This window comes from Alteromonas sp. Mac1 (assembly GCF_001562125.1).
GTDB lineage: Bacteria > Pseudomonadota > Gammaproteobacteria > Enterobacterales > Alteromonadaceae > Alteromonas > Alteromonas stellipolaris.
On record NZ_CP013932.1, the window covers coordinates 2,953,390 to 2,977,453 of the forward strand.

Annotated in this window: 23 protein-coding genes; 5 read left to right on the plus strand and 18 right to left on the minus strand. The window is 43.4% G+C overall.

The features are described from left to right. Nucleotides 1-3 precede the first annotated feature (3 nt). Together AV939_RS12555 and AV939_RS12560 are read right to left on the minus strand one after the other, a co-directional pair. Nucleotides 4-678, minus strand: a complete 675-nt coding sequence (locus AV939_RS12555) for a TetR/AcrR family transcriptional regulator (RefSeq protein ID WP_061997778.1) — start codon at nucleotides 676-678, stop codon at nucleotides 4-6. Next, the gene (locus tag AV939_RS12560) at nucleotides 679-1,887 is read right to left on the minus strand and encodes a DUF445 domain-containing protein (RefSeq protein WP_061997779.1); all 1,209 of its coding nucleotides are present in this window, start codon (nucleotides 1,885-1,887) and stop codon (nucleotides 679-681) included. A 216-nt stretch (nucleotides 1,888-2,103) separates the two neighbouring features. On the opposite strand from AV939_RS12560, the gene AV939_RS12565 reads away from it, so the two are divergent. Together AV939_RS12565 and AV939_RS12570 are read left to right on the plus strand one after the other, a co-directional pair. Then, entirely contained in the window at nucleotides 2,104-3,561 is a 1,458-nt protein-coding gene (locus AV939_RS12565) for a DUF3336 domain-containing protein (protein WP_057790884.1), read from the plus strand. A 62-nt stretch (nucleotides 3,562-3,623) separates the two neighbouring features. After that, a complete protein-coding gene (locus AV939_RS12570) occupies nucleotides 3,624-5,057 on the plus strand; it encodes a hypothetical protein (RefSeq protein WP_057790882.1) in 1,434 nt (477 codons plus the stop codon). Nucleotides 5,058-5,221: 164 nt separating this feature from the next. Here the strand turns inward: AV939_RS12570 and AV939_RS12575 are convergent, their stop codons facing one another. From AV939_RS12575 to fadR, 5 genes are all read right to left on the minus strand, one after another. After that, complete coding sequence (locus AV939_RS12575) at nucleotides 5,222-5,971, minus strand: hypothetical protein (protein WP_061997780.1); 750 nt, start codon at nucleotides 5,969-5,971, stop codon at nucleotides 5,222-5,224. 149 nt (nucleotides 5,972-6,120) lie between these two features. Continuing rightward, nucleotides 6,121-6,480 carry a phasin-related domain-containing protein gene (locus tag AV939_RS12580; protein WP_057790879.1) on the minus strand — a complete coding sequence of 120 codons (360 nt, stop codon included), beginning with the start codon at nucleotides 6,478-6,480 and terminating at the stop codon, nucleotides 6,121-6,123. Between the two features lie 91 nt (nucleotides 6,481-6,571). Then, nucleotides 6,572-6,964, minus strand: a complete 393-nt coding sequence (locus tag AV939_RS12585) for a VOC family protein (protein WP_061997781.1) — start codon at nucleotides 6,962-6,964, stop codon at nucleotides 6,572-6,574. Between the two features lie 116 nt (nucleotides 6,965-7,080). Then, entirely contained in the window at nucleotides 7,081-9,186 is a 2,106-nt protein-coding gene (locus AV939_RS12590; protein WP_138118185.1) for a S9 family peptidase, read from the minus strand. A 312-nt stretch (nucleotides 9,187-9,498) separates the two neighbouring features. Continuing rightward, nucleotides 9,499-10,209 (minus strand): fatty acid metabolism transcriptional regulator FadR, encoded by a 711-nt coding sequence (fadR, locus tag AV939_RS12595; RefSeq protein WP_061997782.1) that lies wholly within the window; start codon nucleotides 10,207-10,209, stop codon nucleotides 9,499-9,501. Nucleotides 10,210-10,650: 441 nt separating this feature from the next. Between fadR and nhaB the strand changes: the two genes are divergently transcribed. Genes nhaB through AV939_RS12610 form a run of 3 tightly spaced genes read left to right on the plus strand, consistent with a single transcriptional unit; the run spans nucleotide 10,651 to nucleotide 13,316 of the window. Next, entirely contained in the window at nucleotides 10,651-12,234 is a 1,584-nt protein-coding gene (nhaB, locus tag AV939_RS12600) for a sodium/proton antiporter NhaB (protein WP_057790870.1), read from the plus strand. 9 nt (nucleotides 12,235-12,243) lie between these two features. Beyond that, nucleotides 12,244-12,771, plus strand: coding sequence for a disulfide bond formation protein DsbB (gene dsbB, locus AV939_RS12605; protein WP_061997783.1), 528 nt, complete (start codon nucleotides 12,244-12,246; stop codon nucleotides 12,769-12,771). Then, nucleotides 12,768-13,316, plus strand: a complete 549-nt coding sequence (locus tag AV939_RS12610; protein WP_057790866.1) for a GNAT family N-acetyltransferase — start codon at nucleotides 12,768-12,770, stop codon at nucleotides 13,314-13,316. Before dsbB ends, AV939_RS12610 begins: the two co-directional genes overlap by 4 nt. Here AV939_RS12610 and AV939_RS12615 read toward each other — a convergent pair. From AV939_RS12615 to AV939_RS12665, 11 genes are all read right to left on the minus strand, one after another. After that, nucleotides 13,313-13,807 carry a YcgN family cysteine cluster protein gene (locus AV939_RS12615; protein ID WP_057790863.1) on the minus strand — a complete coding sequence of 165 codons (495 nt, stop codon included), beginning with the start codon at nucleotides 13,805-13,807 and terminating at the stop codon, nucleotides 13,313-13,315. The two genes, AV939_RS12610 and AV939_RS12615, sit on opposite strands and share 4 nt — an antisense overlap. After that, on the minus strand, nucleotides 13,807-14,469 hold the full coding sequence (locus tag AV939_RS12620) for a fumarylacetoacetate hydrolase family protein (protein WP_057790861.1): 663 nt from the start codon (nucleotides 14,467-14,469) through the stop codon (nucleotides 13,807-13,809). Before AV939_RS12620 ends, AV939_RS12615 begins: the two co-directional genes overlap by 1 nt. 1 nt (nucleotide 14,470) lies before the next feature. Further along, nucleotides 14,471-15,460, minus strand: a complete 990-nt coding sequence (locus AV939_RS12625; protein ID WP_061997784.1) for a lytic murein transglycosylase — start codon at nucleotides 15,458-15,460, stop codon at nucleotides 14,471-14,473. 2 nt (nucleotides 15,461-15,462) lie between these two features. Then, nucleotides 15,463-15,759: a YcgL domain-containing protein gene (locus tag AV939_RS12630; protein WP_057796045.1), complete on the minus strand. Its 297-nt coding sequence runs from the start codon at nucleotides 15,757-15,759 to the stop codon at nucleotides 15,463-15,465. A 21-nt stretch (nucleotides 15,760-15,780) separates the two neighbouring features. Further along, nucleotides 15,781-16,938: a ribonuclease D gene (gene rnd / locus AV939_RS12635; RefSeq protein WP_057790857.1), complete on the minus strand. Its 1,158-nt coding sequence runs from the start codon at nucleotides 16,936-16,938 to the stop codon at nucleotides 15,781-15,783. A 56-nt stretch (nucleotides 16,939-16,994) separates the two neighbouring features. Beyond that, the gene (gene fadD / locus AV939_RS12640) at nucleotides 16,995-18,647 is read right to left on the minus strand and encodes a long-chain-fatty-acid--CoA ligase FadD (RefSeq protein ID WP_061997785.1); all 1,653 of its coding nucleotides are present in this window, start codon (nucleotides 18,645-18,647) and stop codon (nucleotides 16,995-16,997) included. A 119-nt stretch (nucleotides 18,648-18,766) separates the two neighbouring features. Further along, nucleotides 18,767-19,606: an alpha/beta fold hydrolase gene (locus AV939_RS12645; RefSeq protein ID WP_061997786.1), complete on the minus strand. Its 840-nt coding sequence runs from the start codon at nucleotides 19,604-19,606 to the stop codon at nucleotides 18,767-18,769. Nucleotides 19,607-19,763: 157 nt separating this feature from the next. Further along, on the minus strand, nucleotides 19,764-20,414 hold the full coding sequence (locus AV939_RS12650; RefSeq protein WP_231701213.1) for a Slp family lipoprotein: 651 nt from the start codon (nucleotides 20,412-20,414) through the stop codon (nucleotides 19,764-19,766). 405 nt (nucleotides 20,415-20,819) lie between these two features. Next, on the minus strand, nucleotides 20,820-21,122 hold the full coding sequence (locus tag AV939_RS12655) for a hypothetical protein (RefSeq protein WP_057790851.1): 303 nt from the start codon (nucleotides 21,120-21,122) through the stop codon (nucleotides 20,820-20,822). Between the two features lie 250 nt (nucleotides 21,123-21,372). Beyond that, the gene (tsaB, locus tag AV939_RS12660) at nucleotides 21,373-22,101 is read right to left on the minus strand and encodes a tRNA (adenosine(37)-N6)-threonylcarbamoyltransferase complex dimerization subunit type 1 TsaB (protein WP_057790849.1); all 729 of its coding nucleotides are present in this window, start codon (nucleotides 22,099-22,101) and stop codon (nucleotides 21,373-21,375) included. A gap of 3 nt (nucleotides 22,102-22,104) precedes the next feature. Next, nucleotides 22,105-24,024 (minus strand): ATP-dependent DNA helicase, encoded by a 1,920-nt coding sequence (locus tag AV939_RS12665; protein WP_057790847.1) that lies wholly within the window; start codon nucleotides 24,022-24,024, stop codon nucleotides 22,105-22,107. Between the last annotated feature and the right edge of the window lie 40 nt (nucleotides 24,025-24,064).

The following is a 24,064-nucleotide window of genomic DNA, read 5'->3' on the forward strand; positions in this document are numbered from 1 at the left end:
CGACTATTCCTTTGTATTAAACATATCCTGTGGCACATGCTCAGTAACATTGGCTAATGCATGTGAACGCAACGCATCTAAAATACTGTTTTGCTGAGCTTCACTGAGTACTAATCGTGGAAGCAAGCTAACCATCATGAGCGACAGCGCATGATAACGCTGAGATGTTTCATCCATATGGCTGTTAGTTTCATCAAATTGACAAGACTGGGTAATGATGAGGCTAAGCAAATCAACCAGCAACGTCATATCTGAACGTGATGCGACCAACACATTCTTATTGTTTAACGTAGCCAATAATTGAGAAAGCTGCTTATGTAAACTTGAAAGAATATTCTTCCGGGGCTTTTCAATTAACGGATATTTTTCAACAATATCCGCGGGGCTTCGATAAAAAAACCGAAATACGTGCAAGCTGTCTACCAACAGATATAAGTAATACATTACTTCTTCTGCGGTAAGTGAATTTAAAGCGTTGGGTACCAATACGCGCTGCATTTGCTTTTCATGCATACGCATAAGCGCACTCACCATGCTTTCTTTGCCCTTGAAATGGTAATACAAATTGCCGGGGCTAATATCTAACTCCATAGCAATGTCCACACTGGTAACGCCGTTCTCGCCATGGCGATTAAACAGAGTGAGCGCCGTAAGTAAAATTCGCTGTGATGTTTTCATTTATAGAAACACCAAATACAATTGAGCGAAGCCAGCTAGTAGGCCTAATAAGGCACCTGTGACAATGAGCTTCCACTCGTCTTGCTGATAAGCAGGGCGCAACACCCCTTCAAATTCTTCAGCGCTTAAGGCTTGCATTCGTTCACTTAAATCTTGGCCTACGTGCAAAGCATCGTTAGCGTAATCATAGGCATACAACAGATATTTATCTGAGTTATCAAATATCTGTTTCACCGCTAACGCTTTCATTTTATGATAGTTCTCAGAGCCCACACCTAGGGCGAAATAAGGCTGAGTGATAGCAACGTAACGTTCAATAGCATCGTTAACGTGTAGCTCAATAAGCTCTAGAAGTTGGGCTGAACCAGAGCCATGCAAAATAACGTGGGTAATGTTTTTGGGCGTGATCAGCTTTTGCTCAATTATCCCAGCGTACACCTCAGACACTTCTTTTTGCCGTTTTAAAAACATACCTTGTATGGTGATTGGGCCAAACTTAAAGGGACGTTTAGGCTCAAAAATAATTTTTATCGCAATCCAATTTGTTGCGTAGCCCACTAAAAGTCCGCCGAGGGGTAAAATCCACCAGTTTTGAAAGAAGTACCATAAAATCATGGTGGGTAACCCGAACAGAAAACCAAAATAGAAGCCTGAACGCACGATAAAAGGAAATTCTTTACTGCCTGCAGTAAGAAAAATCTCGTTGATTAACGAAGGTGAATTTACTAGCTGTTCAACGACGAGCTCTTTTATGTCGAGAATTTCAGCCACATTATGCTGAAAGTCATCCACCATCTTGTGGACGACATTGGGAATATCGTTTTCGATGCGCTGATAAACAAGGTTTTTTCCTTGCACGGGAAGCGCAGCCCACAATTGAGGGGCAGACTCAGACATAACATCGTTAACCACTTTGCGGGTAACTTGCCCCAGTCGACGTTCAATTGCTTTGGTGAGATCACTAGGATTGATGCGCTCTGCGAGCTCTTCAACACTCAGCAACTTACCCAAAACAAGTTCAACTTCAATTTCCGCCATTTGCCTGCGTTTAGCCGGAATTAGCCCCTGCCAACCAAAGATGGGTTTTACCCCAACAAACTCGATAGGGTAGAACATCATCTTTACCGCGAGGTAATTTGTTAACCAGCCAACCAGCGCGCTTATTAGCGGAATTGACAGCAGACTCAGTGTTTCTAAATTCCATTCCATATGGCGAACAACTTGCTCGAATTATTTTTCTTCTCTTTCAGGCTACTGAGTGCTTACGAATTGGTCAATGTTTTATCGGTAAATGCACCAAGGTTTCCAAGTTTTATTAAAATACATCAAATAAACCCCGCTTAATTTTTGACTACTTTTTGTTAGGTAGCGCATTCTAAACTTCCTTTGTACACTTTTTGTATACTCATCCGTGACACTGATAATATGGCTTTATTTGACTTACGTTTAAAAAAATTAGACCAAGACATTGCCCATGCTTCAAGCTATCAAGCATACCAAGAAGCTTGCTTAGCGCATGATGAAATTTCCGGTGCAGAAGCATGGAAAGCCGATGATGCATCAGATGATTACGACTACATACTTATTCAAAAACGGGTACAGCGCTTAAAAATTGCCAGAGGCAATGGTGATATGCATGCGCTTATGTCAATTATTCATGAAGGCTTGCATGGGAATTTAGGCAATATTGCAAACCCTGCTATCCGCCGTAAATGCAAGATGGGCACTAAGTATCTCATCGTGCAATTCATTGAAGAGGTCAAGCTAGCACTTGATCAGATTTACCAAGCTAATGAAGACGACGTAGATTTTTACGAGAAGCTGTCATTTTTTGAAGAAACCGCCCATGCATTCGGACGCAGCTGCCTGATGTTGTCTGGCGGCGCTGGATTGGGCTTCTTTCATTGCGGTGTTGTAAAGTCGCTAAATGAGAAAGAGCTGTTGCCTTCTGTAGTATCAGGCGCAAGTGCCGGTTCCATTATTGCTGCCTTGGTAGGCACACGTACGCATGACGAATTGCTCGATGCATTAAGCGCTGAAAATATCTACGAAACCTTCAAAAAATGGCGAAGCTGGGCGGGCTTTGGTAAGAATAGTTTGTTTGATAGCACGGTGTTAGAGAATGCATTAATCAGCTTATTCGATTTAACCACCTTTGAAGAAGCCTATAAAAAAACCCGTCGGCATGTAACCGTAACCGTATCGCCTGCAGATTTACACCAACATTCTAGGTTACTAAACGCTAAAACATCGCCCAACGCTATTATCACCCAAGCGGTAAGAGCGTCATGTGCCGTACCGGTAGTATTTAGCCCCGTACAACTACGCGCTAAAACACCAGCGGGTGATATCGTCCCCTATATTCCTAACCGACGCTTCGCTGACGGCTCACTGATGGCTGATTTACCCTTTGATAGACTTGCTAGGTTATATGGCGTTAACCACAGTATTGTAAGCCAAACCAATCCACTCGCCGTGCCCTTCATTCAATCTACGCGTATTAACCCTCAATCACTGTGGGGGCTATCGAGCAGACACGTGGGGCAGCTATTAAAAAGTAACAGTATTTTTGCCATCGATATTATTGAAAATATGATTGACAATAAGGGCGCTAAACTTGCTATTCATAAAGTGAAGTCTATTATCGATCAGCAATATGTAGGCAATATAAATATTCTCCCCAAACAACAAATTCGTAATTTGACACAAGTTATTGCTAATCCAAGTCTTGAGAGTATCAATGCTCTCATTGTGAGTGGAGAAAAATCAACTTGGCCACAGCTCGATGTTATTGAAAAAAATACCAAAATTAGCGAAAGTTTGCGGTATTATCTTGGCAAATTGAAACAAAGAGAAGCGGTTGAATTAGGACACAGTGCCTAATAACCCACCCCAGGCAGGAATTTGACTGGCATTGGGGTAGAAAACATACACGAAGGATATCGGTGAGCGCACAAATTCAAAGCCCAGATAGCATCTACACGCAGCAAGTTAAACAATTAATAAACATGGTGTACCCACAAGAGGTTGGCTATGGCTCAGTATTTGAAGATGCTAAACATTTTTTTGCTTTAACGCCTACGCTAGAAGCGCATGTTGAGGAATTGAAGGTACAGCTAAAAAAAGCGGAAGCTTCAACTAAGAAAGAAGTTCTTGTAGATCAGCTTAAAAAGCAAATTAAAAACTCTAGCCAAAAGCTTGAAGAGGAACGCTTGGCGCGCCTTGCGCGTATTGATGAGGTAAGCATTAAGATTATCAAGCTGTGCGAAGGAGACAGCTGGCAAGAAACTCAGCAGCTAAGTGCAAAGTTTCTCGGCACCTTAATGTTACTTACTCAAGGCCCCGAGGGTAAATTTGCACGCATTCACCAGCGCTTTAAGCCGCTTTACAAAGCCGTGTTGGTGTTAAGACTTACTGATAAATTACTCGATCACGACACCATTGCGCACAAGTACCTTTCAAAATATCGTGACGCGATCTCTCGTATGCGTGGTAACCGCTATTGGCGTGAAAAATGGCGCATAGAATTAGGCCGCCCATTAATTACTGCCTCTTTGCTACAAGATGTAGGCTTACAAAGCCCCGCCGCATTAACGATATTACGTGGCGCAGACAATAAGTTGGATGAATTCCGATTACTAGAAGAATCTCAGCGAAAAGACTTGTTGAAGCTTAACTATCACTTCACCATGAAATACCTTACTGAAGGGTTAGGCATTCCAGCCTATGTGGGAAACGTGAAAGAAGAACGTGACCGATTTGTGCAAACACATAAAGAGGCCAATGACTTTGTTAGCCAGTTGGTAAAAGATGCCTTTGTGTCTAAAACTGGTTTAGGTGAGCTAATTAAAATACCGCAAATTTATGCGTCTGTTATTTTTTCTACTAAAAACGATTACAGCCGTAAAAACCTACCTAAAGGCTACTTACTTATAGAGCAGCTATCTAAAAAAGGCGCGTTAAATAAAAAGCTCGCGGAGGACTTTATTGACTTGGTCGGTTACTTCCCGCAAGGCTTCGGCATTACTTTCATTCCTGTTAATGAAAACGGCCAAGAAAAAGACCAATATGAATGTGCGGTGGTGATAGGATTAAATCCAACTAAACCTGGCGAGCCAATTTGCAAAGTAACCACGCGCAATCAAAAGCATATCAGCAGCGGTCATATCGAAGTTATTGAGAAAGGCAGAAACCTTTATTTCCCAGTTAGCAGAAAGAAGCTAATGAATGTTGATAAAGCGCGCTTGAAAGAAATCATGAGCCAGCTTTCCAGTAATTTCACCCCAGACGCAGTAGATGACTTAATCCCCAGCTTTTGGGAGCCCCACGACTATTTTAGTTTTAAGAAACACCAAAATCTGTGGAGCAAAACGAACTAGGCCCGTGGCGATGTATTAACCCCCGTGGCGATGTATTACCCCCCGAGGCGATGCAACGCCTGTGGCTAAACACTAACAACGCTATCAAGCGCGACTATAAAAGAAGAGAGTGCCCTACTCTCTTTTTTTGCGCCTAACGGTGTAGCCAGTAAGGTGCTAAAGGTTTACGAGTCGCTATCTGCCTTACCATCACCGTTGGTTTTCGTCGCAGTTGACGTACCGCTACTTGATGTTAAAGACTTCGTCGCCTGGGGCTTAGTTCCTGAAGCCTTAGCGGCAGTCGTTTTAGTCGCTGCTGGCTTCGATGCAGCGGAAGTCGTAGTGGTTGATTTCGCGGCGGCAGGTATTTTTGCCGTAGTGGTTTTACTAGCCGTAGAGGTTTTGCTAGCCGCTTTGCTTGCCGCAGCGGTCGTTTTGGTGGCAGGTTTTGAGGCTGCTTTAGGTGTCGCTTTAGCCGTGGGTTTTGGTGTCGTTTTTGAAGCAGCCTTAGCTGTCGACTTTGGCGCCGCTTTTACCGGGGCTTTTGCAGTTGTTTTTGTTGGCGTTTGGGCTTTCTCTGCCGCTCGTTTCGCGGCAAGCAATGCTACTTGCTCTACCAGTAAATCAACTTTAGCGGAAAGTAACGCTATTTGATGCTCTCTTTCAAGGCGTGCTTTTCCACCAGAAAGTAAGCTAAACAAAGGCGTAGACATCACCAACTGTTGTGCGCTATCAACAAGTGAAACTGGGTTAAATCGACGTTTCAACTCACCTTCGACTTCAGCGCCCTTGCGCTGCATAGCCTCAATTGAGGAGTGAGTATCATCAATTTTTTTACTTACTGTAGTAGCCGTACTCTCAAGTTGCGCTGATATTAAATCAGAACCTGCTGTAAGCCATCCAAATAAGGGTGATGATTTGTGATTATTAGGCATGTAACCTCCCGCTTCGAAAACGAATAGGGCAAGGTAGTTTTACTGTCGCATCAGCGCTAGCATTTGCGCTAACGCCTTTGTCAGTAACCATACTACAAAAAACGACAACAACTACCTTGCTGAAAAATAGCAACAATAAAACGTGTGTGCTATTTATTCGCCGCTAACTTAGCTACGGCTTCCGTTAACGCGTCAATTTTTGCTGAAAGCTCTTCAATACGATGATCAGCAGGGTCGGTATCTAAGCCCAGTTTTTTACGTACATCTGCCACACGGTTTTCAACATCATTGGTGGTCGACTTAAACTTACTACGCGCATCGTCTTCTAGCGTTTCACCTTTGGTTACTAAGTCATCAAACATTTTGTTCGCGTCTTCACTTAGCTTTTCGTAACGACCTTGTGCTTCTTCTACGCTTTTTCCGTACGCGCCAAGCCCTGCTAGCCAAATTTTGCGAGCCATGTCTTCTGCTTCGTTAATTTTACCTTTAATGGTATCAGTGGTTGTCATCGTCAGCTCCTGTGAATGTTCGATTACAGAATCACTATACAAAGCACAATTAGAAACCGCATACTAATAACAATACAAAACCACAAAAAGTTTACGCTTGGGAATGAAATCCAATCATATTCCCTTCTGTATCAATAGCTAACGCAATAAACCCATATTCACCAATCGCCATTTTTTCTTTCTCAAGAACGCCCCCTGCGTCAACTACCCTACCCGCTTCAACGGCACAATCCTCACACGCAAAATAGACTAAGGTGCTATTTTTACCTACTGGAGCGCCCTCCATGTGAACTAGTGCGCCACTGGCGCCATAGTGCTCCATGTCAGAAGGGAAGGTCATCATACTGAACGCGCCTTGTGATTTATCGGCAGAAGGGTCTTCCAGTGATTCTAAGGAAACCTTCAGTACGCTTTCGTAGAAAGCCTGCGCGCGAGGCATATCTTCAACATAAATTTCAAACCAACCAACGGGATTACTGTTCATAGCATGTTTCCTTTTAGTGTTAACAAATGCTAAATGTAAAAAACAGGCAAACGCTAAAGCTTTTGCCTGTTCGATATGTCAGTAAAACATAGTGATGCTAGCTTAAATCTCGACAGCTAGATTTCTATACCTGCCAGGTAAAAAACGAATGCATATTCTAGCGCTGTTGACTCAAAACGTTTGAACCGACCAGATGCACCACCGTGACCAGCTTCCATATCTGTTTGAAACAACAACAAATTATCATTGGTTTTGTAGTCACGTAGCTTAGCTACCCATTTCATCGGCTCAAAGTATTGCACTTGTGAGTCGTGAAGCCCTGTGGTCACTAACATGTGAGGATAATCTTGGGCACTCACTTGATCGTAAGGTGAATAAGATAAAATATAGTCGAATTCATCTTTATTCGCAGGGTTACCCCATTCTGTATATTCACCTGTGGTTAAAGGGATAGTGTCGTCACTCATTGTAGTAACAACATCCACAAAGGGCACATGCGCAGAAATCCCCAAATACAGCTCAGGCGCCATATTCGCAATCGCGCCCATCAACAAACCACCCGCACTGCCGCCCATGGCGAACACTCGTTTAGGATCGGCATATCGCTTTTCAATCAGGCCTTTTGATACGTCGATAAAGTCGGTAAATGTATTAATCTTACTGTGCATCTTTCCGTCTTCATACCACTGTCGACCTAACATTTGGCCGCCACGAATATGTGCAATCGCCACCACGAAGCCTCTATCTACTAACGATAACCAACTACTTCTAAACGTTGGCTCAATCGTGGCACCGTAAGAACCATAGGCATATTGATAGAGTGGATTGGTGCCATCTTTGTTAAACATGTCGTTACGATAGACCAACGATACGGGAATGTCCGCTCCATCTTCCGCTTTAATCATGATACGTTCAGAGGTATACGCCGCTGATGAAAACGTGTCAGAAACCTTAGTTTGTTTAAGGACCGTTTTATCAAAGGTGTTTAAGTCGATATCTACAATGCTCGCGGGCGTAGTTAAGGAACTATAGTAAATACGTAAAGTATCGGTATCTTGCTGAGTGTTACCTGTGAAGTAAGCACCGTAGATAGGATCATCTGTAGGTATTACTGTGACTTTATCAGCTTTTAAATTGTGCGCAACAAGACGTAAAACACCCTCTTGCTTTTCTTTGACCACTAAAAAGTCGCCCAGCACTTCTATATCTTGAATGAATACGTCAGGATTATGGGCAATCACCTCTTCCCATTTGGACATATCATCGGTTGCAGAAGCTGGCGCTTTCATCACTCGAAAGTTAGTTGCCTCATTGTTCGTCAGAACAAAGTAACTATCACCCGATTTTTCAATGCTGTATTCCTCATTTTCCCTAATAGGCAAGAATGGGACTGGCGCCTTAGTAGGTTGGTTCGCATCTATTAAGGTCACTGCACTTTTGTCTGTGTGACTATGATGAATGTAAATCATGTCATCATCTTTGCTTTTACTAATGTAGGTATAAAACGTAGGGTCAGTTTCCTCGAACACTAACGTATCGTCCGCTTGAGGTGTGCCAAGTGCATGACGATAAACCTGAAACCCAAGTAAGGTTTGCAGATCTTTTTTCACATAGAAAAGGTGTTTATTATCGTTAGCCCACTCTACTGCACCAGAGGTACCTGTCAGTTCGTCTGACAATAACTCACCCGTAGCTAAATTTTTCACAAAAATGGTATAAACGCGGCGGCTCAACGTATCTTCAGAATACGCGAGTAAATTATTATCACTGCTAACCGAGTAGTCACCAATATTATAATAGTCATGACCTTCGGCCATCACATTCATATTCAGTAATACCTCTCCCTCTGCATCCATGGATGGTTTTCGCAGATAAATAGGGTATTCATTTTCCCCTGAGTACTCGGTGAAATACCAATAATCATTCTTTAAATAAGGAACCGTCGTATCATCTTTTTCTATTCGGGCAATCAGCTCTTCGTACAAGGTTTCTCTGTTATCTTTTAATGGCGCCATAACAGTTTCTAAATAAGCATTTTCTTTTTCTAAGTGCGCCAACACTTTCTCGTCTTCACGACTATCATCTCGCATCCAGTAATAGTCATCATTGCGGACGGTACCGTGAGCCGCTAGCTCATAAGGAATTTTCTGCGCAACAGGTGCTGGAGTATCAGTAATCAATTTAACGCCTTGTTGTTTTTCTACTTGTGAGGATTGTTCCATGCTAGTGCTATTATCGCTGCACGCTCCTAGCGAAAGACTCGCCGTTAACGTCATGCACGATGCTATCCATAGAGATTTCATGATAGGTCCTTTTCCGGAAGATGATAAGTGACAAAACTTAACCCCAAAGTATAGGTAATTTTTAACGTTAATATAGGGTTAAAAAGCACTAATGTGACCAAACTAAGTACTAAATAGTTACAAGCTGTGTCTTAAAACAAAAAAACGCCCTGAAGAGGACGTTTTTGATAGTACTGAAGTAACTTACGTATTTAGCTTAAGAGGAATTCGCTTCTCTCCACTGCCATTGTATTAATCGACAATATCTTTAGGCATGCTGTCTCGCACTTGCTGCCAAACTTTACCACTTTCAATACCATAGTCTCTTACTACTACAGGTACTTTATCGTGTCTTTCGTTTTCTGCAGCATCGAGCAGTTTAGCGTAATAGGCTTTGGCCACATCTCGCGCTTGCTGATGATCGAAGTAGAACCCACCAATACGTGAGTACATGCCCCTAAAGCCATTCATCATTAACACAAACACATTATTGTTTGATGCCAATGCTAAATCATGGGTCATTTGGTAATCGAATTGCGCAAAAGCAGCGCCGTCTTCTTCCACGTCTTTATAACGTGCAATAATCTCAGCAGATTCCTTCGGGTTGTTGCGAATTGCCCCTCGAATAAACACAGCACTTAAATTAGTACGCGCCGCTAAGAGGTTGTCCACTAGTTCAGGAATGCCCTCTTGATCAAGACGAGCTAAGGTTTCTAGAATGTTCAAGCCACAGCTTTCCCAAAAGTTATTCACTTTTGTGGGTTTACCATGTTGAATGGTTAACCAACCGTCACGAGCCAAACGTTGCAAAACTTCACGCAAGGTTGTGCGTGTTACACCAATAAGTTCTGAAAGCTCTCTTTCTGCAGGCAAAATTGTACCCGGCGGGAAGCGTCCACTCCAAATCGATTCAACAATATATTCTTCGGCAAATCCAGCGGGACTCTGCGCCTTATAAATCATAACTAATCGCCTGCACGTTATTGTTATTCTGCGACTGATTGTACCAGATGCGCTTTTATTATCACAATGAAAAATCCCCTGCTAACAATTTTTGTTAACATTTCATTAAAATAATCCTTAAACCTTTGCGTTAATGGTTTTTTATCACGCAAAAGCAGACTTACTTAACGCAATAAACTACATTGTTAGGTTGATTATCGACCTAACTTGAGTAATTCCGCTAACTTTCCTTTTATGGGGTCTGTGAATTGCTTTCTCAAGGTTGTAATATCATGTACGCTTAATTTCGGACTATTATAATGAAAGCAGCAAAACTGCCCGATTATCGACAACTTGCAATCACTTGCTCTCGATGAAAGTCAGTTTATGTTTGCAATAACCAGAAATTCAAAACGTAAAGACGCAACGTTAGCGCCTTTGTTGTAAAAGGAATAGGAACTCATGCAAACCTCAATGATCTCGGCGGTCTTTAGTAACTTTCTGGGACACGCACCCAATTGGTATAAGCAAACCATTATCGCCTTTCTCATTATAAACCCAGTATTGTTTATGGTTGACCCCTACTTGGCGGGTTGGACATTGGTGATCCAATTTATTTTTACTCTCGCCATGGCGTTAAAGTGCTACCCATTGCAGCCAGGCGGCTTACTACTCATTGAGGCCATGTTCATTGGGATGACAACGCCCGGACACATGATGCACGAAATTGAGGTTAACCTTGAAGTACTATTACTTCTGGTCTTCATGGTTGCCGGTATCTACTTTATGAAAGATCTACTTATGTTTTTATTCACCAAGTTAGTGATTGGGGTTAAAAACAAAATGGTCTTGTCACTGTCGTTTATCTTTGCATCAGCTTTTTTATCGGCATTCCTTGATGCTCTGACCGTGGTTGCAGTAATCATCAGTGTAGGTTTAGGTTTCTATTCTATTTACCACAAAGTAGCTTCGGGTAAAGAATTTCACTCAGATCATGACCACACGAGTGATGACGGCGTAGATTCACTAGGCAGTAATGATCTAGAAAACTTCCGTGCCTTCCTTCGTAACCTAATGATGCACTCTGCGGTAGGTACTGCACTGGGCGGCGTAATGACGATGGTAGGTGAGCCACAAAACCTTATTATTGCTGATAAAGCTGGCTGGGATTTCGTTGAATTCTTCATCCGCATGGCGCCTGTTAGCTTACCTGTTTTCGTATTTGGCTTATTAACCACTATGGTTTTAGAGAAAACAGGTTGGTTTACATATGGTGCAAAACTACCAAATTCAGTGAGAAAAATTCTTACCGACTATAGCGAGCATATGGATAAAAGCCGCAGCAAACGTGAAAAGGCTAAGCTTGTGGTTCAAGCTCTCATTGGCGTATGGTTAGTGGTTGGCTTGGCAACACACATGGCATCTGTAGGGTTAATCGGTCTTTCTGTTATTGTATTGGCAACATCGATGAGCGGCATTATTGAAGAGCACGCGTTAGGTAAAGCTTTCGAAGAAGCTCTGCCTTTTACTGCTTTGCTTTGCGTATTCTTTGGTGTTGTGGCAGTGATTATCGACCAAGGCTTATTCCAACCCGTTATTCATTGGGTACTAAGCTTTGAAGGTGAAACTCAGATGGTGATGTTTTACCTCGCCAATGGTGTGTTATCGATGGTGAGTGATAACGTGTTTGTAGGCTCTGTGTATATCACAGAAGTTACCGCAGCCCTGCAAGCTGGCCAAATTACCCGTGACCAGTACGATATGCTAGCAGTTGCAATTAACACAGGAACTAACTTGCCTAGTGTTGCTACACCCAACGGTCAAGCTGCATTCTTGTTCATGTTGACCTCTGCGATTGCACCTTTACTACGCTTGTCGTACGGGCGCATGGTAATGATGGCACTGCCATACACCATCGTACTTACTATTGTGGGCTTGGTGGCTACCTATGTAGGCTTAGCCGATGCAACCCAGTGGTTGTACGACATGCACTTAATCGAACATCATACCGCGACAGAAGCTGTTGGCGGTGCTGTTTCACACTAGGAATTAGACATGCGTTCAGTAGTACATCGCATTAGTCGCTGGGCAGAGCACAAGTCTTCATGGCTTGTGCTTTTCGCCACGTCATTAGGGCTAGAATTAGCCGCTCTTTACTTTCAATATGGCATGGGCTTAAAACCCTGCATTATGTGCATTTACCAACGTACTGCCATGTACGGCATTGTGTTGTCAGCACTGTTTGTTTTGATTAAAAACAACGGCCTTATACGCATGGTAGGTTTTGCCGGTTGGGCAGTATCTGCCGGCTGGGGCTTTTTAATCGCTAAAGAACATATTGCTATTTTGAATGCGCCGAACCCTTTTTTCGCCAGCTGCGAAATAGTACCTAACTTTCCATCATGGCTTCAGTTACACGAATGGATACCTGCTATTTTCGCCGCACAAGGTGATTGCTTAGAGGACAGTTGGCAGTTTCTTTCAATGGGAATGGCACAATGGATGCAAATCCTCTTTGCTGCGTACTTTATAGTATTTGCTATTGTATTTGCATGTCGTTTGCTGGATAAAAAACCCTTTTGATAGACCTTTCTATTTTGCCGTCAAGGCTCCCTCCTATCCACACAGAACAGGGGCCGGTGACAATACAGCGCATAGCCCCTAAGCATGCTGAAGCCTTATGTGAGGCTTCACAGCAATCTATTCACCATGTGAAACCTTGGTTAGGTGCAGCGCTGTGCCCAGTTACCCCTGCATTGGCGAAACAATGTATTCAATCGATGGAGGCTGCGAGAGAGTCAGGTTATGGGTTAACCTACTTGCTAATGCACGATGAACGCTGTTTGGGCATGGGGATCATCAACTATATCCACCACACCCATTTAACCGCGAATTTGGGTTATTGGCTTCGTTCAGACTCATGTGGAAAAGGCCTCGCCACTGCCATTTGTGAAGCGCTAAAGAAGCTAGCCTTTACGCAAATGAATTTACACCGACTAGAATGCCTAATCGAGCCTAACAACAAAGCCAGTTTGCGCGTGGCCGAACGTATTGGTGCTGAAAAGGAAGGGCTTTGCCGCAAGCGCATTTTCGGACGAGATGCGCTGCTTTACAGTATTACCGGTTAATCTAAATCTTCCAACGGCCAAATAGCAATATAATCTTCGAAAGCATCTAAATCCACATCGGTTTCAAACACCGTTTTATTGCGTACAGACATGCCATTTTTGTGCATCACATGTTTCTTGCCCTTATTCAGCAACGGATGCCAAGACGGCAAACCTCTCCCTTCATGAAGACGGCGATAAGCGCAGCTTGTGGGCATAAAAAAAATGTCTTTTAAGTTGGCTTTCGTCAGCTGAACACAATCGGGCACAAGCTCAGTTCGCTTTGCATACTGGGTACATTCACATTTTTTCGTATTGAGCAGAGAACAGACAATATTGGTGTAATGAATTTGTTCATTGGCATTGATGTAATCCGTAGGCGCTTGCGCTTCTTCGTTTTCATCATCAATAAACTTATGTAAGCAACACTTTGCACAGCCATCGCATAATGACTCCCATTCCTTTTGGGTCATTTCTTCAAGGGTTTTGGTTTCCCAAAAAGGAGCAGTCATTAGCTAACAACCTTTGTATTAACAGTGATTTTATCATGTAAGGTGGCTTCAATGGTGTCACCCGCAAGTAACGGCCCTACTCCTTTAGGGGTACCCGTTAGCACCACGTCACCCGCATCTAGGGTAAAGGTTTGGGACATATGCGCAATTAACGGCACTATTTTGTGCAGCATCATTGCGGTATGCCCAGACTGACGAACTTCACCGTTTATACTTAATGTAAAATGTAAATCTTGTAAGTCTGTGATGCTATCTATTGGAACAAAGCCTGACACTGGAGAGCTTAAATCGAAAGACTTTGCCCGTTCCCAAGGTTGGCCTTGCGCCTTAAGCTCGCGCTGCACATCACGCAAGGTTAAATCCAAACCAAGCCCTATACCCCAAATGGCCGCTAACACTTCATCTTCTGTAGCTTTGCATAACGCGTGTTTAAGCAATACAGCCACTTCAAGCTCGTTATGGCATTCACCTTGATTGGCAGGAATAACCAGCGGTTTGGCCAAGTCACACAACGCCGCTTTGGGTTTTAAAAATAACAAAGGTGACTCTGATACAACCGATTTCATTTCTTCGATATGATCAAGATAGTTACGACCAATACATGCCACTTTCCCTATCGGCAATGCGATGGGATTGCCCTGAAATTCTACATGTTGATACATATTAATACCCTCGTTTTATACGTTCTGAAAGGTAACCTACCGACACGCCGAAGTAACTTGAGCGGTTCCATTTCATCAAGGTATGAAAGTTATTATAGACAAGGTAAACCCGCCCTTCACTGCCATCAGGCATAATAAGAGAAGCCGAAATATCAGCGTTTGGCAAATCGCTACCGTCGAAGCGTCTAACGCCTGCTTGCTGCCAATCGGCTAAGGGCTTATAAAGGCTTTTTGAAAGACCGAACGCTTTTATAGGCTGGGTTAAAGACACCTGCCTACCCCACGTGCCGTTGTTATCCCACCCTTCTGATGATAGGTAGTTTGCAATAGAGGCAAATACATCGGCTTCGGTTTGCCATATATCTTTTCTACCATCACCATCATAATCTACCGCGTAGTTTAAAAAGGAGATTGGCATAAATTGGCTTTGCCCCATGGCACCAGCCCAAGAACCTTTTAACGCATCAACGCTAGTATGGCCTTCATGAAGAATAGTCAGCGCGGCAAAAAGGTTATCTTTAAACAGTTTTTCTCGGCGGCCTTCATACGCAAGTGAGGCCAAGGCAGACAGCACGCTGTAGTTACCTTGAATACGTCCAAAATTTGATTCGTTACCCCATAGTGCAACAATAAATCGAGGTTGAACCTGATACTTCTGCCCTATCTCTTCAAGCAGCGGCTTGTGCTTGTTATACATTTCAACCGCTTGCTGAACTTTCCAGTCAGGCACACGACTAGCTAAGTAACTATCGAGTGTAATTTTCTTTTCGGGTTGGTTTTTATCAGACTTGATAACCGTTGGACGGAAACTAATATCGTTAAAGGCGTCGGTGAGAAATGATTCATTGAAGCCTTTCTGTTTGGCTTCGGCTTTTAACGCTGTTACGTACTCAGCAAACCCTTGTGCTGTTTTTTCTTCGGCCTGAGCAAAAGCAATGCTTGCCACAAACCCCGCTACTGCAAGTAGCGATGCTGTTAACCGTTTAGCCATGCTTAAAACTTTTTATCTGGTGTGGCTTGTAAACCCAAAGACTTACGATGGGTCATCAGTAAATCATCTTCTTTAGGTGGCAACTGAAGATAAAAGCCTTTATCTTCAAGTTCAGCAACCAACTTTTGCTTATCCACCCCAGCCAGTTTCTCGTGCTTATCTAGCGACAATACTGTGACTAACTCTGGCTTGCCAAACTTGTCTTTAAGAATTTCTGGCACATCATCAAATTGGTCTTTATTAGGCACATACAAATACATGCCTAGGTGTTTTCGAGATTTATAAATTGCGCACAACATCATTTCGTAAACTCTTCAACGTTAGAGACTAGGTTTATTGCCTAGTAACTTTTCTAAATGGGGTTCGAATAGCGGCGCTCTCCAACCAGATAATACATCTGGCTTAAGGCCTAGCACTCGGGTTTCGTCACTGTCGAACCAGTACCATTTTAGCACTTGGTTCAATTGTTTTTTAGATGCAATAACTTCTGGCGATACATCGTTTTCGCTGGCAATTTTATCGCTCACAGCTTTTAGCGCTGCTAACGTTTGTTTGTAGCTTGCAACGTCAATTAAACGACTGACTTTAGGTAACCTAAGTGACTCAGAAGTGGCCGCATATTTATCTCGAGCTTCGCTTATTAATGTGATTATGGTCTCACCGTAGCGCCTGATCGATTGTGGGTTCACCCCATGTAGTTGAGATAAGCCTGACTTGCTTGAAGGCATAAGACGTGCAGCTTCATAAAGATGTATTTCTTTAAATACAAAATTCAATGCCATGTCTTTCTTGCGCGCAGTAGCGAGTCGCCATGCGGCAAGGGCTTGTAGCACGGTAAGTTGCTCTTTTGATAAACGCCAGTTGTTTTTAATCTGCATATAAGCAAATTCTTCCGGCATTTGACTGCGCTTTTTATCGGCTAATTGGGCTATCTCTTGGTATACCCAATCTAACTTGCCTGCTTCATTTATTTTTTCAACTAAATGTTCATAGCAAGGTAATAAATACAGTACATCGTTGGCCGCATAGCTAAGCTGCGCTTCTCTTAAAGGGCGCGCTATCCAGTCGGTTCGAGACTCGCCTTTATCTAGGCTTACATCGCACAATAACTCAACCAGCTTTGCGTAGCCTAGCGATGCGCCTAAGCCTAGAATACTGGCAGCAAATTGACTATCGAATACGGGTGTTGGCACGGTGTTGAATGCGGTCAGAAAGGTCTCGAGATCTTCTGAGCATGAGTGCAGCACTTTTACCACACTGGTATTTTCCATTAAAGCAATAAATGGCGAGAGATCATCAATCGCAAGCGGATCGATTAGCACTAACTGATGCCCGTCATACAACTGGATTAAACCAAGCTGCGGAGACAGGGTTCTAGTGCGAACAAATTCTGTGTCCAGCGCCACTGCTTTTTGTTGCTGGGCTAGGTTACAAACGCTATTAAGGTGTTCGAAAGTTGTTACTAATTCATATTGCATAATAATAAAAAGCCGGCTTACGCCGGCTCTACATGTTTCCTAATTCACTTACCGAATTAATCTCGTAGTTCCCGACGCAGAATTTTACCTACATTGGTTTTAGGTAGATCTTCTTTGAAGACTACCTGCTTAGGCACTTTATAGCCCGTTAAGTGTTCTCTACAGTGCGCAATGACCGCTTCAGCAGTTAGCGAGTCGTTGTTGCGAACAACAAATAACTTCACCACTTCACCACTAGCTTCATTTGGCACACCAACAGCTGCTGATTCAACAATGTTGTCATGCATCGCTGCCACTTCTTCAATTTCGTTTGGAAACACATTGAATCCAGAGACGAGGATCATATCCTTTTTACGGTCAACAATATAGAAATAACCTTCATCGTCTACCGTGGCGATGTCTCCGGTGGCAAGCCAACCATCTTTAAGAATTTCGTCAGTGGCTTCTGGGCGATTTAAATACCCTTTCATCACTTGCGGGCCTTTCACCCAAAGCTCACCTGGTTCACCTTTTTCTACCTCATTACCATCATCATCAAGAAGTTTGATGTCGGTAGAAGGTACTGGCATACCAATGGCGCCTTTGTACGCGTCAATTTGTGGTGGGTTTACTGTTACAACAGGCGAGCATTCCGTAAGGCCATAACCTTCAAGAAGTACAGTACCGGTAACCTTTTCCCACTTTTCAGCAACAGGGCGTTGAACAGCCATGCCGCCGCCTAAGCCAAACTTAAAGTTTTTAAAATCAAGCTCGCTAAACCCTGGTGTGTTTAACAAGCCGTTAAACAAGGTATTTACACCCGGAAGAATAGTAAAAGGGTATTTGCTCAATTCGTTTACAAACCCTGGCATATCACGAGGGTTAGTAATCAGTAAGTTTTGGCAACCGTATTTAAGGAACATCAAGCAGTTCGCAAGCAATGCGAATATATGGTAAAGCGGCAACGCGGTTACCACGAAGTCTTCGCCTTCATCTATTACGGTTTCTAAAATGCCAGAAACTTGCTCAAGATTCGCAATCATATTGCGATGTGTCAGCATGGCGCCTTTAGATACACCCGTGGTGCCACCGGTGTACTGCAAGAAGGCCAGTTCATCGTTGGTTAAATCTGGACGGGTATAGGTTAACGATTGCCCTTGCTTTATAGCGCTTGTGAAAGATGTAGTCGCTGCCAAATTAAAAGCCGGCACCATTTTTTTCACATACTTAACTACCGCATTCACTACCCAACGTTTTGGTACAGGCAGCATATCGCCTAGCGAAGTAAGAAACACTTCTTGAATGTTTGTTTCACTGATCACTTCTTCAAGTGTGCACGCAAAGTTTTCAACAATAACAATTGCCTTAGCATTCGCATCATTTAACTGATGCTTTAACTCTCTTGCGGTGTACAGCGGGTTTACGTTAACCACAACCATACCAGCACGAAGTACACCAAACATGGCTACAGGGTACTGAAGCAAGTTCGGCATCATGATTGCCACGGCATCACCGCGCTTTAACCCGCTATTTTGTAGGTAGGCAGCATATTGTGCAGATAACTTGTCGAGTTCGCCAAAGGTCATCGACTGACCCATGTTGATAAACGCAACTTTGTCTTTAAACTTTTTTACTGATTGTTCGAATATATCGACAACAGATGCGTAACGATCTGCATCAATTTCTGCAGATACACGAGGGTCGTAAAACTTGAGCCAGGTTTTTTCCACCAAAACCTCCTTCACTTATTTTTAACACAAAGGCGCGTGAAGTATCACGCGCGTTTGAGCAACTGGTCTAATAACTTGCGAATAGTATAGGAAGTGTAAAAAAAAATAAACTATGCAGTTTACATTTGCTCAACAAACTGACGGATTAACATGCCAACTTCATCAGTTTTTTCCATGTGAATATGATGGCCGCCTGTTAATTGCTCAAACCGAGCATTTTTAAACCAGGATTGCCTTTTGTCATAAACACTGTCCAGGGTTTTAAAGCTGCTTGACGCACCTACAAAAAGTATAGGACAAACTATCGCACTCATAATGTTTTCTGCCTGTTCTTCGGTTAATCGAAGGACAGATTTGGTGCGAAGACGCGGGTCGCTCGACCAAAAGCAATGGCCACCGGCATCTTGCGTAAGATTCCTTTCTAGAATTGCGCGCGCATGATCAGCTGGAATATCAGAGACCTTACAGCGGGCTTTCACCGCATCATCTAAATTAACCAAGGTTAACTTATTGCGCTGTTTTTTCTTCCTACTAAGAATGGCTTCCCGCATCTGCGCTTGGCTAGTATCCGCCTCTAGCGTTAACGGGCCACACGCATCAAGGCTGATCACCCCCTTCACTTTTTCAGGGAATAACCCAGCATACAATGACGCTAAAATACCCCCCATAGAATGCCCTAACAGTATAACCTGTTCCCACTCTTGATCTTCTATCAACGCATGCAAGTCTTGTAAGTAATCGGCTTGATTATAGTGCATGCCTATCGGTCGATGGGATGAACGACCATGGCCAGCAAGATCAAGGGCGATAAAGCGTTGAGATTGCAGATATGGGGCCAGTAACCGTAGGCTTTCTGCGTTATCTAAATAACCATGTAGCCCTATCACTACGGTGCCAGCGCCTTGGTTTTCTAGTGCGGCTAAGTGTAAATTTCCTGCTGTAAATTCAATTTCTATCATGTTGCTCCCTCACACAATACGGCGGCAATTATTTGCCCATAAAGAACCAAATGCTGCCAGATAAAAAAATAGGGAGGCAAAATCTTGCCTCCCTAGTAAATACATATTTTTATTTAAATACGATTATCTTTACGAACATTTTCATCTGGTAGCGTACTTATTTCGCTTTATCCTTGCGCAATTTATCATTCGGACTTGAAATAGTATTAACGTTCGACCTATTTTTTGAAGGTTTAGGGCTAGACGGAGAATTATCGTAGCGTGTTACCCGCACTCTTCTGTAGCTTGGGTAGCCCCAAGGTCTATGTCGCATAAACGGTGAATACCAACCTGTACCATAATCAAAATAGTACATGTTCACGTCGTAAACCTCTTGTTTACGCCACATGTGGTAGTCGTCAGCTAATATTGTAGGGTACATGTAGGGTTGTTCACCTACCATGCCCGATGTGGGTGGTACTAATTTTCCTACAAAGGTGGCAGAACGACCTTCTTCAAAAACAATAGGATCGACAAAGCCGTCTATTTGCACTTTAAAGCGCCCGATGGTTTCGCCACCACTATTAGGCTTTCCGTAATTATTTAGTGGAAAATGAACAAGTTCGATGAACGTTTTGTTTGGCTTATTTTCAACCCCAACAATAACTCCGCCCCACCGAGCCATTTTACCTTGTGCATTAGCACCCGAAGTAACGGCTTTGGAATAAGAAACTAGCTCAGTACCTTTAGGCACTTCTACGCTTTCTGGCACAATCGCGCAACCTGCGAAAAGTACCACACTTACTATCACTAACATTCTAACCAGCATGAAGCCTCCTTTTGGCCGCTTAAGCACTTTTAACTTGGAGCTGATACTAAGCGCCGAGAAAATATATAGTACTACAAATAGTAATGAATCAAACCATATTGCGCTGAGTAACGGTGTAACACTGTTAACCCGCTCATTCACCAGAAATAATCATTAAAAGTGATATTACTAGCGGGATACTTTGCCCTAAAAGTTAGCATTGATACTTAATAAATGCCATAAAGAACATTGATTTAAACGATTGTTAATCTTTAGACGGGTTTTTCGGCAAAAAGTTTAGTTGGGATTAATAACACGTGATTGGAAGGCGCGTAATTTACGCATTATGGTACAGATTTCTCTGCTTATATCAGGCGATATACAACGCAAAGATAACACTAACGACACGCTAAATTAGTGTAAGCGTTAGGCGTAAATATCTACACCAAACATGCTTTGTACCGACTCACGCTCTTGCTGTTTTTCGAAACTGGTATACGACGCAATAGCCTGCTGAGAATAACCCGCACTATCTTCACGTACGAAACGTTGATAAGCCTGTGCATTGTCGGTGCCCTGAGCGTCTGGAGCCACCACAATATGATTATTCTGCTGCTTACCTTCACCATTGCCTTGCTGCTGCGCATCTTTATTAACTTTAGCAACGCGCCCTTGTGAGGGCTCTGATTGATGCGATGAAGGTATCGAAAAATTGTTAGTTATATGCATACCAAAAACGTGTCAGTCTTTTAAATGAAATCAAATAAGTAAATACGTGATGAGATGACTAAAACAAATATTAAGTCGTAAAAGTCATCCCCTGAACGATACACCGTTCTATTTAATAATATCATCTGCAAGAATTGCAAGAATCGCGCCCATATACCACAACGCTTGCCTGATCATTCGAGAAACGCACTTGAGTTATTGCTTTACATGTAATGTGTTGCGGTTAATGGCAGAAAGGCGACTTCCCCCGTTATTCGCGGCCCGGTAACTTTTTCCACGTCACTTTGTCGCGTAGATAAACAGGTTTTACATCACTAGCCACTTGTACGTCACCTTTATTAGCAAGTTGCTCAGCAAGAGGCAGCATGTAAACCGCATCAGGAAATTGAATAGATACCTCATGATCTATAGGTAGCAATGCCTCAAGTGGCGGATAAGCCTGCCAGCCGGTACCGACAGGCTCAAACCCATCAATAGCGTCACCTTGGTTAGCAGCAATGGTGTCTTTAATAAGCTCTACCGCGATTTCAGGAGGACACACTTGCTCTGCAACCACTTCTTTTAATGAACCATTTTCAGATTTGTAGATGGCAAAATAAACCTCGCCCATGCGGGCATCGGTAGCACACACAACCCACACAACCTGCTTGGTTGTAGTTTGCTCAGTGGCTAGCGCTTGTTGCGCCATAGCCGCAAGCGTGCTTACACCTGCGACTTTTAAGCCACTACCCAGTGACAAACCTTGAACCATGCCGGTAGCAATACGCACGCCGGTAAAGCTCCCCGGGCCTCGGCCAAATGCCAATAGGTCTAAATCGGCCAGCACTAGGCCTGCATCTTTTAACACTTCATCCAACATAGGCAGTAAACGCTGGCTATGTTGCTGTGGACAAATTTCAAATCGTGAAACCACCTCGCTGTTAGTATTAAGTGCTACTGAACAGGCTTCTGTTGCCGTATCTATGGCTAAAACTTTCATTCTTTACTCTTCATCAATTCTTGCAAGGAAAGACTCTACTTCGTCTAAACTGCGGGTTCTTCGCATATTCGGCAAACTACCTATAAAGGTTTTCGCATAAGGTTTTGTGACTAAACGATTATCGCAAATAACCAATACTCCCTTATCGGTAGGGTCGCGGATTAATCGACCAGCCCCCTGCTTTAAGGCAATAACGGCCTGAGGTATCTGAATAACACCAAATGGATTTGCGCCACGTTTTTTAACGTCGTCCATTCGTGCTTGTAATAGTGGATCGTCTGGTGATGCGAATGGCAGTTTATCTATCATAACGCACACCAAATCATTACCTCGAACGTCCACACCTTCCCAAAAAGCGCCAGTGCCCATTAATACCGCTTTTTCATCAGCCAGGTAGGCATCTAATAGCGCCTGTTTAGTCGTTGTGCCCTGCACTAATAGTGGGTTGTCAATTTCATCTTCTAGCTTACCGGCAATTTCACGCAGCATGGCGTGGCTGGTAAACAACAAAAAGCATCGGCCTTTACTGGCTTTAATCAACCTCTTTGCGGTATTCAACAAGGTTTCACGCATAGAAAAACTGTTCGGCTCGGGCAAATACCGAGGTACACACAACATGGCTTGTTCAGGGTAGTTAAAAGGGCTATCTAAGCCTAGCGTTCTTGAGTCTTCTAATCCCATCCGGCGTTGAAAATGTTCAAAACCGCCGTTAACCATCAAGGTCGCCGAGGTAAATACCCACCCGCGAGGAGGCGATGCTACAAAACGGCGGAACTTAGCAGCAATCGATAACGGCGTTAAATGCATAATCAAATGGCGAGTGGTAGTTTCATACCACAAGCTCACATTTTCTTGTTTTTCATCACTTAACGAGTCGAGTTGTTCCCTCACCGACACAATTCTTTCGTACAGATTATCTAAATCTTTATCTCGACCAATGTGCAATTTACACACTTCATGCAGCACCCCTAGCGCTTCTGCTAGTTTGCCCACTTCTAAGCGCACATCATCACGCATTAAGGCTTCAGCCCAATTTCCTCGCTGGGTAGTATCGGGGAATAACAGGCGTAAATCGGCAGCAATCATGCGGCATTTGTCGGCAGCTTTATCTAACTGCGCTGCGTCTTTCAACACAGTTCTAAAAATAAGGGTAATATCTTTGGCTAAATCTTGAATTTGGCGCGTGGAAAGCGATTCACCAAAGTAGTCTGCGGCAATATCAGGTATTTGATGGGCTTCATCAAATATAATGGCGTCGGCTTCTGGGATAAGCTCTCCAAAGCCGGTATCTTTTAATGCCATGTCAGCGAAAAACAAGTGGTGGTTCACCACAATAATGTCGGCATCCAAGGCTTTACGCCGTGCCTTAACCAAATAACACTCTTCATAATCGGGGCAGTCGCGCCCAAGACAGTTATCAACGGTAGACGTAACTAATGGCAACACTCGCGCATCTTCGGGTAAGCTTTTGAGCTCGCCCATGTCGCCAGTTTTTGTGGTGGTAGACCACAGCTTTACTTCAGACAACTGCCCTAACACGTCTTTCTCCACTAACGTGGAGTTGCCGCCATGTTGTTCTAGTCGGTGCAAGCAAAGGTAATTAGCACGACCTTTTAACAGTGCGGTTTTACGTCTGCTGCTAAGGGCTTTTTTCACCAAAGGTAAATCTCGATGAAATAGCTGCTCTTGCAGGTTTTTCGTTCCCGTCGACACAATCGCTTTGCCTTCAGCTAACAGCGCAGGGGCTAGATAAGCGAAAGTTTTCCCCGTACCGGTCCCGGCTTCAACCACTAGGCTACCGGTTTCATCAATGGCTTCTTTTACCGCCTGCGCCATTTCTGTTTGCGCTTCACGGGGAACAAATCCATTGATGGTTTTTGCAAGTAAACCCGTGGAAGAAAAGATGTCATCGATAGTTGGCATAGTGTACTTAACGTAAAAGTGAATATTTGGCCGCTAGGCC